The organism is Bacillus sp. 11B20 (genome assembly GCF_056098985.1).
In genome coordinates, this window is record NZ_JBLZWZ010000009.1 from 26,268 (window position 1) to 39,868 (window position 13,601).

At 41.4% G+C, this 13,601-nt stretch carries 21 protein-coding genes; 3 read left to right on the plus strand and 18 right to left on the minus strand.

From position 1 onward, the window contains the following. The 17 genes from ACN6NB_RS14265 to ACN6NB_RS14345 all read right to left on the minus strand — a co-directional run bounded on the left by ACN6NB_RS14265 (position 1) and on the right by ACN6NB_RS14345 (position 10,817). The gene (locus ACN6NB_RS14265; RefSeq protein WP_126682248.1) at positions 1-1,347 is read right to left on the minus strand and encodes a phage tail sheath family protein; all 1,347 of its coding nucleotides are present in this window, start codon (positions 1,345-1,347) and stop codon (positions 1-3) included. A 3-nt stretch (positions 1,348-1,350) separates the two neighbouring features. Further along, positions 1,351-1,563, minus strand: coding sequence for a YqzN/YkzM domain-containing protein (locus ACN6NB_RS14270; RefSeq protein ID WP_039180988.1), 213 nt, complete (start codon positions 1,561-1,563; stop codon positions 1,351-1,353). Continuing rightward, positions 1,550-2,005, minus strand: coding sequence for a phage tail terminator family protein (locus ACN6NB_RS14275; protein WP_039180991.1), 456 nt, complete (start codon positions 2,003-2,005; stop codon positions 1,550-1,552). Before ACN6NB_RS14275 ends, ACN6NB_RS14270 begins: the two co-directional genes overlap by 14 nt. 4 nt (positions 2,006-2,009) lie before the next feature. Continuing rightward, entirely contained in the window at positions 2,010-2,507 is a 498-nt protein-coding gene (locus ACN6NB_RS14280; RefSeq protein WP_268465808.1) for an HK97 gp10 family phage protein, read from the minus strand. Next, positions 2,504-2,860 (minus strand): YqbH/XkdH family protein, encoded by a 357-nt coding sequence (locus tag ACN6NB_RS14285; protein WP_474253398.1) that lies wholly within the window; start codon positions 2,858-2,860, stop codon positions 2,504-2,506. Before ACN6NB_RS14285 ends, ACN6NB_RS14280 begins: the two co-directional genes overlap by 4 nt. Continuing rightward, a complete protein-coding gene (gene yqbG, locus ACN6NB_RS14290; RefSeq protein ID WP_039181000.1) occupies positions 2,857-3,240 on the minus strand; it encodes a protein YqbG in 384 nt (127 codons plus the stop codon). The genes ACN6NB_RS14285 and yqbG overlap by 4 nt, the downstream gene beginning before the upstream one ends. Positions 3,241-3,253: 13 nt before the next feature. Beyond that, positions 3,254-4,177, minus strand: a complete 924-nt coding sequence (locus tag ACN6NB_RS14295) for a phage major capsid protein (RefSeq protein WP_024425904.1) — start codon at positions 4,175-4,177, stop codon at positions 3,254-3,256. A gap of 22 nt (positions 4,178-4,199) precedes the next feature. After that, positions 4,200-5,288, minus strand: coding sequence for an XkdF-like putative serine protease domain-containing protein (locus ACN6NB_RS14300; RefSeq protein WP_058838048.1), 1,089 nt, complete (start codon positions 5,286-5,288; stop codon positions 4,200-4,202). Between the two features lie 38 nt (positions 5,289-5,326). Further along, on the minus strand, positions 5,327-6,784 hold the full coding sequence (locus tag ACN6NB_RS14305) for a phage portal protein (protein ID WP_474253399.1): 1,458 nt from the start codon (positions 6,782-6,784) through the stop codon (positions 5,327-5,329). Further along, a complete protein-coding gene (locus ACN6NB_RS14310; RefSeq protein WP_180272438.1) occupies positions 6,781-8,082 on the minus strand; it encodes a PBSX family phage terminase large subunit in 1,302 nt (433 codons plus the stop codon). The genes ACN6NB_RS14305 and ACN6NB_RS14310 overlap by 4 nt, the downstream gene beginning before the upstream one ends. 8 nt (positions 8,083-8,090) lie before the next feature. Continuing rightward, positions 8,091-8,735, minus strand: coding sequence for a phage terminase small subunit (gene terS / locus ACN6NB_RS14315; RefSeq protein ID WP_024423266.1), 645 nt, complete (start codon positions 8,733-8,735; stop codon positions 8,091-8,093). Positions 8,736-8,886: 151 nt separating this feature from the next. Next, positions 8,887-9,405, minus strand: coding sequence for a sigma-70 family RNA polymerase sigma factor (locus ACN6NB_RS14320; RefSeq protein ID WP_039181011.1), 519 nt, complete (start codon positions 9,403-9,405; stop codon positions 8,887-8,889). A 127-nt stretch (positions 9,406-9,532) separates the two neighbouring features. Next, positions 9,533-9,685 carry an XtrA/YqaO family protein gene (locus ACN6NB_RS14325; protein WP_371412189.1) on the minus strand — a complete coding sequence of 51 codons (153 nt, stop codon included), beginning with the start codon at positions 9,683-9,685 and terminating at the stop codon, positions 9,533-9,535. A gap of 50 nt (positions 9,686-9,735) precedes the next feature. Beyond that, positions 9,736-10,137 carry a RusA family crossover junction endodeoxyribonuclease gene (locus ACN6NB_RS14330; RefSeq protein ID WP_059375845.1) on the minus strand — a complete coding sequence of 134 codons (402 nt, stop codon included), beginning with the start codon at positions 10,135-10,137 and terminating at the stop codon, positions 9,736-9,738. 50 nt (positions 10,138-10,187) lie between these two features. Then, positions 10,188-10,427 carry a hypothetical protein gene (locus ACN6NB_RS14335; protein WP_099663602.1) on the minus strand — a complete coding sequence of 80 codons (240 nt, stop codon included), beginning with the start codon at positions 10,425-10,427 and terminating at the stop codon, positions 10,188-10,190. Then, positions 10,405-10,557, minus strand: a complete 153-nt coding sequence (locus tag ACN6NB_RS14340; protein WP_180272436.1) for a hypothetical protein — start codon at positions 10,555-10,557, stop codon at positions 10,405-10,407. The genes ACN6NB_RS14335 and ACN6NB_RS14340 overlap by 23 nt, the downstream gene beginning before the upstream one ends. Further along, positions 10,554-10,817, minus strand: a complete 264-nt coding sequence (locus ACN6NB_RS14345; protein ID WP_059375848.1) for a helix-turn-helix transcriptional regulator — start codon at positions 10,815-10,817, stop codon at positions 10,554-10,556. Before ACN6NB_RS14345 ends, ACN6NB_RS14340 begins: the two co-directional genes overlap by 4 nt. A gap of 159 nt (positions 10,818-10,976) precedes the next feature. Here ACN6NB_RS14345 and ACN6NB_RS14350 point away from each other — a divergent pair, with 159 nt between their 5' ends. The 3 genes from ACN6NB_RS14350 (at position 10,977) to bioB (ending at position 13,090) form a co-directional block, all read left to right on the plus strand. After that, complete coding sequence (locus ACN6NB_RS14350; RefSeq protein ID WP_059375849.1) at positions 10,977-11,354, plus strand: helix-turn-helix domain-containing protein; 378 nt, start codon at positions 10,977-10,979, stop codon at positions 11,352-11,354. Positions 11,355-11,591: 237 nt separating this feature from the next. Further along, positions 11,592-11,942, plus strand: coding sequence for a hypothetical protein (locus tag ACN6NB_RS14355; protein WP_474253400.1), 351 nt, complete (start codon positions 11,592-11,594; stop codon positions 11,940-11,942). Between the two features lie 152 nt (positions 11,943-12,094). Further along, positions 12,095-13,090, plus strand: coding sequence for a biotin synthase BioB (gene bioB, locus ACN6NB_RS14360; RefSeq protein ID WP_144490197.1), 996 nt, complete (start codon positions 12,095-12,097; stop codon positions 13,088-13,090). 34 nt (positions 13,091-13,124) lie between these two features. Here bioB and ACN6NB_RS14365 read toward each other — a convergent pair whose 3' ends face one another. Beyond that, entirely contained in the window at positions 13,125-13,598 is a 474-nt protein-coding gene (locus ACN6NB_RS14365) for a hypothetical protein (protein ID WP_024423274.1), read from the minus strand. Positions 13,599-13,601 lie beyond the last annotated feature (3 nt).

Here is a 13,601-nt window from a genome sequence, read left to right on the forward strand (position 1 = left end):
TTACTTCACCTCCACATTGAAATAGAATTTTTCTGCTGCATCTACTGGTTGAACCGCTAAATCGATGATAAATCCATCACGATCTTCATTGAGGCCGATCACGATATCTGTTTCTGAGTTAAAGCCTGTAATGCCGCTGCCATCTTGAAGCTGTGTGAGATACTGGGTAATCAGTGTTTTCACAAGCTGCACACCATCATCTGATGCTGGAATGTCATTGCCATTGGCTTTGCGTAATTTAATCAGATTTTTTAATTCGAAAGTTAAATCATTGTTGATCGCATCAAGCACACGAATGATTTTGTTTTTCGCCATTTGCTGGTTCTTTTCAGCTGTGAAGCTTGTCAAGGAGTTAATATCTTTTTCAACACTCACCGTGCGATCTCTCGCATCAAAGGTGAAAATGAACTCCCCTTGTGATAATCGGTATTCTACTTGATCATTGTCAAGGCGTTCTAATGTATCGACTGCTCCTTCGTATTCAACAAAGGTGAGTGACTGATTGAAGTTTGCTCCGGCACTTGCACCTGCGACCCATGCTGTTGTTTGAGCAGGTGTTAGTTCTGTTCCATCTTCGAGTACAACACCGCTTGTCACATTGATGATTCCTTCTTGATCAGCTGCGTAATTAGCCACAACCCCTTGCACCTTACGTCCTTGCTTATCACGTAAACGATCGATAAATGAAGCGAAGGTTGCTTTTAATTGCTCACTATTATCGACTGGAAGGGCAATGACATCGAAGTATTCTGTTTCTGCTGCTTCTAGGAAAGCTGTATAATCTGCAACACTTGCCACGCCGTTTTTCCCGCCGCTTAGTGCCACACCAGCTGTGATGACTGCTTCACCTTCACCAGAAAATTGAACGTACTTGTTTTTCACAAGATCTTTGACATCAGTGACAACCTGTTTGTCCACAATATCTGTTCCCAGATAAGTGATAACATCGCGCTTTGTGCTATCAAGTACATTTTCTGCCACTTGTACTGTGATCTCATTTCCTTTTAGGCCGCCATAATTTGCTGTGACCACAAAGTTTTCAGCAATTTCAGCTTTAGCCGGCTCCCCTTCATTTAAGCGGTAAAGCAAGACCGTTTGCGCTTTTTTCTTTGCTTCACGGAAAAGAAGAAGTGACTTATCATCAATGTTAAGTCCAACCTTCTTATTTAAGTCTTCCATATTTGAAACGGAAATAAAGGTTTTTGGTTCTCCCCAGCTCATCACAAGAGGAAGTGCCACCGTACCTCGGTCACCTAAAGTAATTCGCTGCTCTGCTGTTGTTTTAAAATTAAAGTAAATGCCAGGACGCTTTTTCTCTGTACCTGGTGTAAAAGTGCCTCCGTTCATCCTTTAAACCTCCTTGGACAAAAAAGCATCAATGTGCTTTTTTGCTTCTGTTTTTGTAATTGGTTGATCTTTGATATAAAAAAGAGCGCCTTCAAGGATTTCTGGTTTGACCCCAAAAAGATCCTTGCTGTGCTCCTTTAAGGCTTCAAATGAAAAGCCAAATTCTTTTTCTTCGCCGGCTGTTTGAGCGGGCTGTGCATTTTTAGTCTTGCTCACGTTTGATCACCCCATCTGAAAAGTTGATATCTTCAAGGCTTGCCTGTTTGTCCCGGTTGTACCAATAGCTGCTATCCCATGTCAGGACAATCGCTGCTACGCCTTGATCTATCATTCTTGTTTCCACTCTTTTTATGCGGACATAATCATCAAGCACCTCTCCGTCTTCACTCATCATCTGAATGATTTGACGATCAGCAAGCAATGCATCAACGATTGTTTCTGCCGCATCATGTGCTTTTTCTGTATCAATATGAAAGACTTTCACTTGTAGCGAATAAGATTTCATAAAGGTAGAAACCGTATCTGGACCACTGATCACTGTCACAGGCGGCACATAAACAGATGGCACTTGAAAGCGTTCTGGCAAAAGACGATCATACATTGTCACAGGAAAGTGTGTGTAGATATAATGCATGATTGCCCCGACTTCTTGATTCATTCCATCACCTCCCAAAATGTCGATCGAACCAGCTTTGCAGCTTTCGATCCAGCGACTGTTCAAACATTTGCTCATAGAGCATGACAGCATGATCCCAGTAGCCATTACCTTCAATCCATTGAGAGGCAAGCATCATTCCTGTACTTGCATTCGGATCATATTCAAAGCGGCTGCCAGTCCATCTGCCAGGCACCCATCTTCGCTCTCCACTTGAAGAAATGGCATGTCCGTCATTGACATAGGAGGCATATTCAAGCTGCGTTCCTACTTCCAGTGTGAGACCGCCTTTTGACATGAGAAAATGATTCTCCTTGTCGCCTTGTGTAAAGGATCTTAGAAGCCGGCCTGTATCAACAGCATTCTCCTTGATTAATTCATCCTGAATGATGTCTAAAAACTGTAGGCCCATGTCCTCCAGCCAATCTTGGTATTCTGTCTTTAAGCCGCCATCACACGCTGTCTGCAGTTGTGAAATCAGCCGTCCAAGTCCATCAATTTTCATAGATTTTCCTTCCTGACTGCCATCACTTCGATGTGATGATTTTTCACTTTTTTAGGCTGCTGTAATTTGAGTGACACGCCATTCCACACCATTTTGTCATGCAAGCGAATATCACTTCCTAAAGGAAAATGGACAAGATAGGATTGATAAATGACTGTATTCGGCTCTTCTTGCACAAGTGACTGGTTCTTTTCTATGACATAACAAGCTAGATCGGTCAGGCTGGGAGCGTGGGGATAGGAAAGTGTCATTTGTAAATCATCAGCTGGAATTCCAAATTTCCCGCGGGCAGACTCCTTATGTTCAAGGTGAAAAAGATCACAGCGATCTGTTAATAGAGATTGATAGCTCATAATGATCTCACCTTTAGTTTGGCACTGCCGGCAGTTAATGTTGGTTCAATGTAATCTACTAGCAAGGCATATACATAGGGTCTGCCTTTCACTTGATCAGCTGCCTTTGCATATGAATAATCGCCCATTTTCTCTGACGTAAAGCCTTTCATCATAGATTCGTCATCATTCAGCATGGCAAAATATTGGGCCATTTTTAATAATGCGATTCTTGCTTTTTCAGGGAGAGGCTGATATTTTTCGCTTGAGAAATCGTGACCTACGATCTGAAATACCGCAGCTTCTGCTTCGATAATATCTGCTGTCAGTCTTTCTACAGATCGATTTTTCACACGATCAAATACAGAATAGGCCTGCAGTTCTTCAGCAGAAATGATCATGGTCTGCCGTCACCTACTCTTTCACTTTCATCACTTTTGCTACAGCATCCTCTTCCTCAAATTTGCTGTCTAGCTTCGCTGTGAGGACAATAATAAATTTACGGCTGCGAATATCTTTTTCTACTTCAATTCGAATATTTCGAGAGAAACCTACGATAATATTTTTAGGATGTGTCAGCAAAATATCTGATACATCTGTTCCCGCTTCGTCATATGGCTGCATATTGGCAAGACCTTTGACCGGCACACCGAATGCAGAAGAAAGTCCGCCTTGAATGGCCGCATCTCCAAGGCCCGTCTGACGATTTGCTACTTGATCCTTCCATTCAACTTCTAAGCTTGGGGATGTGTAGAAACGGAAATCCTGAGGAACGCGTAAATATTTTGACGGCATCGCTTTATAAGCTTGCTTAAACATTTGGCGGCTGATTTCCGCTCCATTTGCATCTACGATATGAGATACTGCTTGTTTTCTCACGCCATCCATTTGAGCTAGAAATGGATCTGCTGAAGTCGTATCGCCATTGACGATGAGCTCTTCAATGTCAACCGCTGCTCGTTCAGCGAGCATTTGCATAATCGTCTGCTGAATGCCGTCTTTCTCAATATTGTTTTCAATGCTGTCGTAGGTCATGTGGATCTCTGCGATGACCTCTTTCGCATTTAGCTGGACAGTGCTTGTCGCTGGGACAACACGGTCTTTCGCATCAAGCGCTTTGCCTTCTTCTGCTGGGCGCAAAATACGCTGGCCAAAGCCGATTTTTTCGATTTTTTGTGAATCACTTTCCATTGGAATGATACGTGCATCATTTAAAACGGTTGGTGTATTTTGCATCATTCTAATGAATGTGTTGGATTGGGTTGCGTTCATGAGACCGCCGGTTTTTAAGCTGGCAAGTGTCATTTCGGCCTTGCGAATCAACTCTTGATTTCTCACACTATTTCCTCCTTATTTAGGCTTATAGTAAGCCATCCCATATGGGCTTTGTACTGTCGTTTTGTGTATCGTGGATTGTTTGTTTTGACATGCCGCGCGCTTTTTCAAGCATGTGAATCCGCTCTGAAATAGGCAAAAGCTGCTGCTGAAGCACTTGCTCAAGCGCAGCTTTTTCTCTGCTGGCTGATTTCTCTAAAGAAGAAAGCTGATGACGAATTGGTGCTACGGCTTGCTCAAGCACCTTTTGGACAGGTTCTTCTCCAGTTTGATCTGTTTCCTGCTGTTCAGCATGCTGTAAGACGTTTTCGATGGCCATTTTTGCTTTTTCAAGCTCTCGTACTTGCTCCGTCGTCAAAGCGGCGTCTTGTTTTTGTACGGAGGCTGGCCTTTCACCAATCGTTTGAAGCACATCTTCTGTCTTCAAAATCTCCTGCACGATTGGCAGCAATTGCTCAAGCGCTGATCTTACACCCGCCTCATCACCATCACTTGACTGTAAGGTTTCCAGCAGGTGGTCTAAAACGCTCCAAAATTGTTGTGACATGTTTGCACCTTCCTCTTTCAAAAAGAAATTTTTCAGCAAAGAAAAAAGCCCTCTCTCATTCGTGCTTTGAGATAGGAGCTGATCTTGTTCTTCAATTGCTACGATGTCCGCCGTTCCTGCCATTGAATATCCTGTAATGTGGCCTTTCTGAATTTGATCCCAAATCTCTTGAGAAGCCTTTGTTACAAGCACCCAAGATCCTTTTCGAATCAGCTCACCGCCTACTTCAAAATCAGCTGGTGCAATGTATGATTCAACCACTTCTCCAACACCATGTTGAAAATCATGCTGCTTATCAATGTGGCGGGCATCCTTCATAAAACCATGTGCTGCTCTTTCAATTTCTTTGGCAGACATAAAGTCTTGGTGTGCATCAGGTGTATTCGGTTCATACACGACACCATACACAAGGCGATGAGCATCTTCTGCCTTTGTCAGCACACTCACCTCTTTTTGAAAGTCAGGCTGGCTTTTCTTTGCCTTCATCAAAAAGAATTTCTTTTTGTTTGCGGCTCTGTCCACGTAGGAAACATGCGTAATTTTTGCGTTTTTTAATTCTCTTGGCATATGTTCACCCCCTTTCAAAAAAGCGCACGCGCTTCGGTTTATTCTTTCAACTGATCTGGCTCTCGTTGAGGCTGTTGTTCAGCTGATGTCATGCGGCTTTCTAAAGGTCTGTGATAGAGATCCTCCGGCCATTCCTCTAACGTTTTCCCAAGGATACGTCCCGCCAGATCTCGCAAATCGTTTGGTGACACTGCCCCAGCCTGAATAAATGGTGTCAGAACCTTGGCAATCTCTAATGGGTCTCTAAAGTCAGGACCATTTAATAGGAAACGGACATGCCAAATATCAAGATCCGGCAGGAAAAGGGTATTGAGTTTCCCTGTGATGAGGTGCCGTTCAGGCTGAAATACCTGTTCTTCTGTTGTTTTCCGCGCCGTATCGGCTGTCGCTTTGTTATAGTCTTGAGACTCACCTGTATAAATAGGCGGCAGTCGAAAAGCAGAGCGGATTTTGTTTCTTGTTTTTTCATCGTATTCTAAAAAGAGTGCATCTTCTTGCAAGATCTCTGCTAGGGATTTGAAGTTCACTTTGACATTTGAAACATCTTCTTCTCCAGTTAACCCTTTTTCCGTCGGGAGACCTTCGACTTCAAGCAATAGAAACTTATGTGCATGATCAGAGCCTTCTATATCGTCCATATAATCTTGAAGCTGCTGATAGGATGACTCAGACAGCATTCCATTTTCGACAATGATGGCACCAGGTACGTGCCGCCCTTGTTTAAAATAAAGGTAGTTCAGTTCTTCTGCCTTGCGTGCCCCATACATATTGACGATGTTGCCAATCCAGCGGGGAATCCCATACGTTCCACTGCCGATTTTAAAATGAATCACTTCTGTTGCACGCAGCGACTCTGGGGTGGTGTCATCGTATTTGCCTGTTTCACAATGTAAAATGCGCGGATCACCATACTCCTTGAAGAAGACTTTCTTTTCATTGATCACCTGCACATATTTACGGAATCGCTTCTTTCGATTCATTGTTTTCAATTCGCCGTTTTCTGTATACCGAAATTCGACGTCGACTGGCTCACTCAGCTTGCAAATGCGGATATGGAGCGCATCTAAATACTCGATTCCTGCCGGCTTTCCCTGGCCATCTCGGAGAACTTCTAAAAAACCATTCCCTGTTTTCTCCCGGTCTTCGATGACATAGCCAAGCACCACATCAGCAGACTCATCATAGTTCATGTATTTCGTAAACTCTTCAAGTCTTGTCCATTCCTTCTCTGCCGCCTTCTTTTTTGCCGGTTTCACGCCTTCTGCATTAAAGTCAAAGGCATATTCTACACCAAAACCAAAGCCTAAAATATTGGTCTTATACGCATCAATACATTGCTGAAGAATGGTTGAATATTCTGCCATACTTTTTAATTCATAAATATTGTAAGGCGGGGGAACAATGTCATCCTTTTCGTAGGAAAATTCATCTGCATACATTTGTTTTGTATGATCAGACATGTTTGCCTTCATAATGGTTGCTTTCAATTGTTTCATTGTATGGACCTCCTCTCTCTGTTTGGACGGACACGCTCCGAGGCAGTCTGTTTCAAATCTGTCACTTCATAATCATCCAGCGCATACCAGATGGCTGATAATGTGTGTGGATCGATTTGAAATTCATCTTCTTCTAGACGTCCATCCTTATCTGCCTTATAGGTTAGTGATTGAAGTTCATAGATGGTATATGGACATGCATCAGAACAAATAATTTTCTTAAACCGTTTGATCTTTTTTGTATACTGTAAACGTGAGCCTTGGAACTTATGTGCCGCCACCATTTGAAAGCCGCGCTGCCGAAAATAGTGAATGGTTTTAGGTTCGGCTGCATCGGCTTTAATCAGTTCTTTTGATTCAATGAACTCTTTCAAGTCAAGGGCTGTTTCATCATCTGTTTTCCCGCGGTCGTAATATTCCCAATAAATATATAAGTACTTTTTTTCATGATCGACAGCTAGCCGAATGAGCGCATTGTATGATTCAACAAATCCAAAATCCATGCCTGCTCGTTTCAGCGGTCTGTCAATCTGCTGAATGGCTTCTAATACATCAGAATGGCTTCTCACCTCAAATTGAGGAAAAACCTTTGTGCCATTAATGCCGAAATATCCCTTCCTCGCAATGCGATAGAGGTCTGGATCATACTCTTTCAGCTCATCCAGCTGCTTCACGTAGCTTTTAGGAAGGAATAGATTATCTTCTGCCGTGGAGTGATGGTAATACGTATCCTTGATAACAACGGTTCGCTTTTTGTATAAGGTTTCATCATCTAAAACAAAACGCTTCAGCTGTTCATCTCGAAAAAAATGTCTATACGTCCAATTATCCTGACCAACAGGATTGGTCGATAACATCATATAAAGCGGTAAGGATGGATGCCTTAGCCTTCCAAGCAGCTCTTTAAATCCTTCATAAGAAACCTCTGAACATTCCTCAATCCAAATGATCGAGATGTTGTTGATTGATTTCAATTTTTCAGGTTTGTCCAGCCCTTTAAATAAGATGCTGCTGCCGTTTCGAAACGTCAGTGCAAGCGGCGAACTTCGGCACTTCACCACATGGTCGATGCCGAGGTCGCTGACGATCTCTTGTAATAAAGAAAAGGTTGATTCGCGGTGCGTATCATACACGTCTCGAATGACAAGTGCTGTCCGCTTTTCTTCCAGCAGCTTTAAGACGAGCTTTAAAGCAATGTGATAGCTTTTAGAGGAGCCATAGCCTCCAACTAAAAATTGAAACTTTTGATTCCAATCGAATAGAAAGTGTTCAAAGTGAGGATTGACTTCTTTTTCAATCAATGGCGTCATGAGTCGTCCTCTTTTCGCTTGATCATGATTTGAAGATCTTCCTCTTTTTCTTCACGCACTGCTTTTTTTGTTTTTTCGATCGTCAGTTCAATTTGTTTCAGCCTTAATCTTCGTTCATCCTTCGCATGTGCGAGCTCTTCAAACTGTTTTATTAAACGCCTGAGTTCACCCATTGCACGGGATTGTGCATTTAGAAACGTCGCATGCCGATCCCATGAAAATTGAAACGAATATTCTTCTGAGGTGATGTCTAGTTCTGGCTGAATGCCTTCTCCTGTTTCTTCTAATGAAGAAGGCATGTATGCCGCCTTTTTCAACTCTTTGATCATGTCCTCTTGATCTGCTACATACATGATTCGCTGCGCCCGAATAATGGCTGCATATTGAATTTGAATTTGATCCCAGATTAAATCAAGCGATGTGCGTCCATCCATTTTCTCCATGATTTCAATCGTTTCATCTGAAAGAAATTGATTGAAGATTGAGTGTGCTTGCTTTGACGAAGTTTTTTGTCTTTGCCATCCGTATCGCCTTTTCCACGATTTGACGGTATGGATCGAGACATTGTAATGATCAGCAATTTGCTGGTACGTCATCCCCTTCATATAATCCTGCTTGGCCTCTATCCGTTTATCTTTCATTTACATTCACCTGCCGCCTCCTTTTAATTCGAATGATTCCCTTTGAAGGAATCATTTGTGTAGGGCTAGCAAACATTCGTTTGGTCTTTCTAACTATAGGTGGCAACTGTAAGACAAGCTTTAGCTGATTTATTTTGGATAGAAAAAACGCCTATTCAGCAGCTCTGAATAGGCGTTCTTGTACTTTTTTGGACATCTTCGTCCGCGCTCTTTCCATATGTTTTTGCACAGTTCCTTTTTTGACATCCAGCATGACCGCAATCTCGCTAAACGATAATCCTTGTGTTGTGTGCATAAAGAATACATCCTTTTCTCGATCTGTTAAAACAGACAAAGCTTCATCAATTCGTTTTTTGTCTCTCTCACTGACTTCTCTTTCTTTCTCTTGAATAAGGGTATATTCATGTGATAAAGCCTCTAACACTTCTGGATTTGCAAGAATGGTTCGCTGATAGACTGAACGTCTGTCTAACCCTCTGCGCGCACCTGGCTCTCTTCCGATTTGTAGCCATTCTACTACGTATTCTAGATCGCTCACCATACTGGCGATCATTTTTTTATCATGCTTGTCTTGAACGGACAGCTGATGTTCTTCTTTTTCTTTAAATGGTTCATATTGTTTTCTAGCATTCTTTAAGGCTCTTTTATATTCAATGAGTAAATCTTGCATATTCGCTCTCTCCCTTTTTTAAGAAAATAAAAAACGGACACCAATCAGGTCCCCTTTTAACAGGGTCTTGATCAGTGTCCGCAGGCTTTCCGTCTTGGACGTATTATGATTTGATGTGTTTAGTCAGTTAGCTGATTTTAAAACCAATCTCGTGATCTACTCTTGCAAAATGACCTTTTGCCGTTTGAATAATGGTTTTTCCATGTTCAGGTACATCCATTTGATAAGCCGTTCCTACATTTCCATCTAACACGATGACTTGAATTTTTCCTTTTTCCATCTCACCGACAAATGTTTGGTTATCTTGAATAAATAGTTGTTTTGGCTCGTTCATATGCTTGTCTCCTTTTTTGGTGATGGCCTCGTGCCACTACCTACCGTATTGATAATGATTTCAACTCTTTCACACATACTATAAAACTGGGAAACTCTTAAATCGACAATCTGCAGAGGGACTTGATCAGCTATAGAATGAAGTGCTTCTTGAATATGCTGTAGACTTGGCTGTAAGATGCTGACGTGTATCGGGCGTATCAACCCTTTTTCTGCGTATGTACGCTTTTTTTGGCAGTCAGCAATGTTAAGCGGCATGTGATCAAATAAACGAATTTCAAGTGATAGTGCGCCTTCTAATTTTTGCGGGCATTGTACTTTTGCAGCTGATCGTATTCTTTTCATCAATGTCTCTTTTGTTAACAAATGTTCATGTTCAATGATTAAATGGATGACCATGTTATGATCTCCCGTCATCCTCTGCCCACTGGCGGATGTCTTGTTCGTTTTTACTCGCTTTGAGCAAGCATTTCAAAAATGTCATGATTTGCTTCCATCGTTTCACGTCGCCCTGATTCCTCCTTTATTGTCATCGACTTAGCTTTCAGGAGGGTCATATATGTCTCTTTCTCTTCTGCTGTGGCAAAAACAAACATCGGTTTCTGTTGAAAAAAGGCGATCCAGCCGCCAGCTTGGTCTAAACAAAGCTGCGCTTCTTTTCTAGCATCAAACATCAGCTGATGTCTCATCTTCTTCAGATCCCTCCAAACTGTCATCAATTTCTGTTTGGTATCCATATCGTTTCATGTCATATGACCAGTAGCTTTTTGGATAACCAAAGTTACTCATCTGTGTCACCATTGGATGTTCAATATTCATTCTGCTCGTCTCTCCTTTTCTAAGAACTGATCTTCTTCTAGATAATTACTCTTATTGTGTAACTTCTGACCAAAAAAAAGCTCTTGAACACCGGTATTTAGCAGATCTGCAATATGCTTTGCTATTTCTAAGCTTGGCTTCGTTCTGCCCATCTCTATATTCGCATAGCCGCTTGTGTACTTATAACCTAATTTTTTCGCCATATAGGTTTGTGTTTTTCCTTGCAATATGCGCTCTTCTCGTAAATTTTCAAGTTTCATCTTTCCACCTCTTACTCAATATGTGTAAGTTATATTCATTATGATAATATACACAAAACGAGTAAGTCAACCATATTTTTATTCTTTTTGTGTATTTATTTATCTTTTCCGTGTAATTCATGATAAAATTTACTCATAACATGAAAAAAGGTGTTTCTGATGGATAATTTGACTGGGAAGATTTTAACTGAATTAAGAGAGAAGCATGGATGGAGCAAGTCAACAGTTGCTAAAAAACTCGGATTAAAGGCGATGTCCACTTATGCAAACTGGGAATATGGCTTGAGAAAGCCCGACGGTGAAATGATTGTGAAAATTGCTGAGTTATATGGGGTCTCAACCGATTATCTTCTCACAGGTAAGGACAAAGGCAGACACGATGACGATCTTGCAGACGATCCTGATTTGCAAATTGCGTTTAAAGCCGCCTCAGATTTTTCCGAAGAAGCACGAAGACAAACCATCGATTTTATTAACTACATTAGAGAGAAAGAGAAGCAAAAAGGCCGTCAGCCAAAACAGCGAGACGACCAGTAATCACTCTTTCATCTGCTTTACGTTGCTGGGATGAACCCAGCTTTTTTTATACCTCTTTTTTCCCTTAAAAAAGAAAGAGCATATGAATAAAAAATCATGTGTTTTTTTAAATATATGTCTTTCCCGACATAATATGTGACAATTTTCACCATAATTACTCTTTTTTCACACATTTCAATTGACATATAATTCTATTAATATTAATATATGTATATACCAAAAAAAGGAGTGTTACCGATGATAAAATTCATGAAAGTCTGTACATTGTCTTTAGCTGCTTTAGGTGCTCTTACGTTCTCCCAAACTGAAGGTGCTCATGCAGCTGCACAGCCAAAAGAACCAGTCATAGCAAAAGCTCCTATTATGAATAAAGTAATTACAGTGAACCGTACGCTTTCTGTAGGTTCTTCAATCGCCGTCTCTCTTCCAGCAAGCCAAATTTCTGTGTCGGGTGCAACGTATGCGATTCAATTAGATCAAACGGCTCCAAACTTCACTTGGATTCGTGCCGTACAACGCGGTTCAGTAACCGTTTCTTATTATAATTCACAAGGCGAGCTTGTCATTAACTATATTACGGTTCGATAAGCAATCTAGCTTTACATATCTGAAGGCGATGACATGGAGTCATCGCCTTTTGATGTTTAAAGTTGGTTTCATTTGATTCGTGATTGCCAACACCTCTCCATTATGTTAACTTTTAATAAAAATAAGTTAACATAATAAGGGAGGCATTAATGATGAAAGAGCAACTGTCTTTATCTTGGGAAGCGATAGCGGAGAAGGCCATGAAAAATGAACCGATTACGGTGCAAGAGGCTTTAGACATTCTTGAAGCTGACGATAGTGAATTGTTACCTATTATGCATGCAGCCTATCAAGTACGATTTCATTTTTTTCAAAAAAAGGTGAAATTAAATATGATTTTCAACGCAAAAAGTGGATATTGCCCTGAGAACTGTGGATATTGTTCACAGTCGATGATTTCAAAAGCACCGGTTGAAAGATATACAATGCTTGATCAAAAAACCATTGTGGCAGGGGCGCGTGAGGCTCTCAAAAGAAAAGCCGGGACTTATTGTATTGTGGCAAGCGGGAGAGCGCCTTCTCATAGGGAATTAGATGAAGTTACAGCAGCAGTAAAGGAAATCACTGAAACGATGCCTTTGAAGGTGTGTGCCTGTCTTGGGTTATTAAATGAAGACAAAGCGAAGCGGCTGAAGGAAGCGGGTGTTCATCGGTATAATCACAATATCAATACACATCACGATCATCATGATCACATTACGACAACTCATACATACGATGACCGCGTGTCGACCATTGAGCAGGTCAAACAGTCTGGCATGTCACCTTGCTCAGGGGTCATTATTGGAATGGGTGAAACCAATCAGCAAATCGTTGAAATGGCTTTTGCGCTTAGAGCACTTGATGCGGATTCAATTCCAGTCAACTTTCTTCATGCCATTGAAGGAACACCGCTTGAGCATCAAGAACGGACACATCCGATCAAAGCATTGAAAGTGCTGGCAATGATGAGATTTGTCAATCCAACAAAGGAAATTCGGGTATCCGGAGGCAGAGAGTTTAATTTACGGACACTCCAGCCACTCGCACTTTATGCGGCAAATTCGATTTTCGTTGGTGATTATTTAACAACAAAAGGCCAGCAAGTTCAAACGGATCATCACATCATTGAAGATTTAGGGTTTGAAATAGAAGAATGTGCGTTATAAAAAAGTCTGCCGATTCACCGGCAGACTTCTAAGATTAGAATCTTTTATGAAAATCGACAGTTCCGCTTCCATCTTCTCGGTCAAAGCTGCCAACAAACGTCCAGTTAATATATCCACCGTCACCATTGTTGACAAACGTACCATCTTCAAATACCCAAATACCAAACGTAATACCGTCATATTCAACACTATCATAGTAGACAACATTGTTCAGACCGCTAAAGTCGTGATCTTGGCTTAAATTTTGGACAACTACGTTGTAGTTTTGACCTGCTTCATAGAACGCACTGTATGCCGCGTTTTTTACGAATCCATCACGATTTTGAGATGATTTTACTGCTTGTTCAATTTTATCGGCAATGGCTACTGGATCAATTGAGACACTTCCATCAACACCTGTTGTTGTAGCAGCTTCAGCCGTTTGACCAAAAGTCGTAAGAGATAGAGGGGCAGCAATCATTGACGTGGCGATGACAGAACCAACAAACATTTTACTTGTTTTTCTCATATT

Bases quoted from the DNA above. Each gene is read 5' to 3' on its own strand.
- ACN6NB_RS14265 (WP_126682248.1), bottom strand. From the start codon at position 1,347: ATGAACGGAGGCACTTTTACACCAGGTACAGAGAAAAAGCGTCCTGGC.
- ACN6NB_RS14280 (WP_268465808.1), bottom strand. From the start codon at position 2,507: ATGAAAATTGATGGACTTGGACGGCTGATTTCACAACTGCAGACAGCG.
- ACN6NB_RS14275 (WP_039180991.1), bottom strand. From the start codon at position 2,005: ATGAATCAAGAAGTCGGGGCAATCATGCATTATATCTACACACACTTT.
- ACN6NB_RS14320 (WP_039181011.1), bottom strand. From the start codon at position 9,405: ATGCAAGATTTACTCATTGAATATAAAAGAGCCTTAAAGAATGCTAGA.
- ACN6NB_RS14345 (WP_059375848.1), bottom strand. From the start codon at position 10,817: ATGAAACTTGAAAATTTACGAGAAGAGCGCATATTGCAAGGAAAAACA.
- ACN6NB_RS14285 (WP_474253398.1), bottom strand. From the start codon at position 2,860: ATGAGCTATCAATCTCTATTAACAGATCGCTGTGATCTTTTTCACCTT.
- yqbG (WP_039181000.1), bottom strand. From the start codon at position 3,240: ATGATCATTTCTGCTGAAGAACTGCAGGCCTATTCTGTATTTGATCGT.
- terS (WP_024423266.1), bottom strand. From the start codon at position 8,735: ATGAAAGATAAACGGATAGAGGCCAAGCAGGATTATATGAAGGGGATG.
- ACN6NB_RS14335 (WP_099663602.1), bottom strand. From the start codon at position 10,427: ATGAGACATCAGCTGATGTTTGATGCTAGAAAAGAAGCGCAGCTTTGT.
- ACN6NB_RS14305 (WP_474253399.1), bottom strand. From the start codon at position 6,784: ATGAAACAATTGAAAGCAACCATTATGAAGGCAAACATGTCTGATCAT.
- ACN6NB_RS14340 (WP_180272436.1), bottom strand. From the start codon at position 10,557: ATGAATATTGAACATCCAATGGTGACACAGATGAGTAACTTTGGTTAT.
- ACN6NB_RS14325 (WP_371412189.1), bottom strand. From the start codon at position 9,685: ATGGAAAAAGGAAAAATTCAAGTCATCGTGTTAGATGGAAATGTAGGA.
- ACN6NB_RS14350 (WP_059375849.1), top strand. From the start codon at position 10,977: ATGGATAATTTGACTGGGAAGATTTTAACTGAATTAAGAGAGAAGCAT.
- ACN6NB_RS14330 (WP_059375845.1), bottom strand. From the start codon at position 10,137: ATGGTCATCCATTTAATCATTGAACATGAACATTTGTTAACAAAAGAG.
- ACN6NB_RS14365 (WP_024423274.1), bottom strand. From the start codon at position 13,598: ATGAGAAAAACAAGTAAAATGTTTGTTGGTTCTGTCATCGCCACGTCA.
- bioB (WP_144490197.1), top strand. From the start codon at position 12,095: ATGAAAGAGCAACTGTCTTTATCTTGGGAAGCGATAGCGGAGAAGGCC.
- ACN6NB_RS14355 (WP_474253400.1), top strand. From the start codon at position 11,592: ATGATAAAATTCATGAAAGTCTGTACATTGTCTTTAGCTGCTTTAGGT.
- ACN6NB_RS14300 (WP_058838048.1), bottom strand. From the start codon at position 5,288: ATGCCAAGAGAATTAAAAAACGCAAAAATTACGCATGTTTCCTACGTG.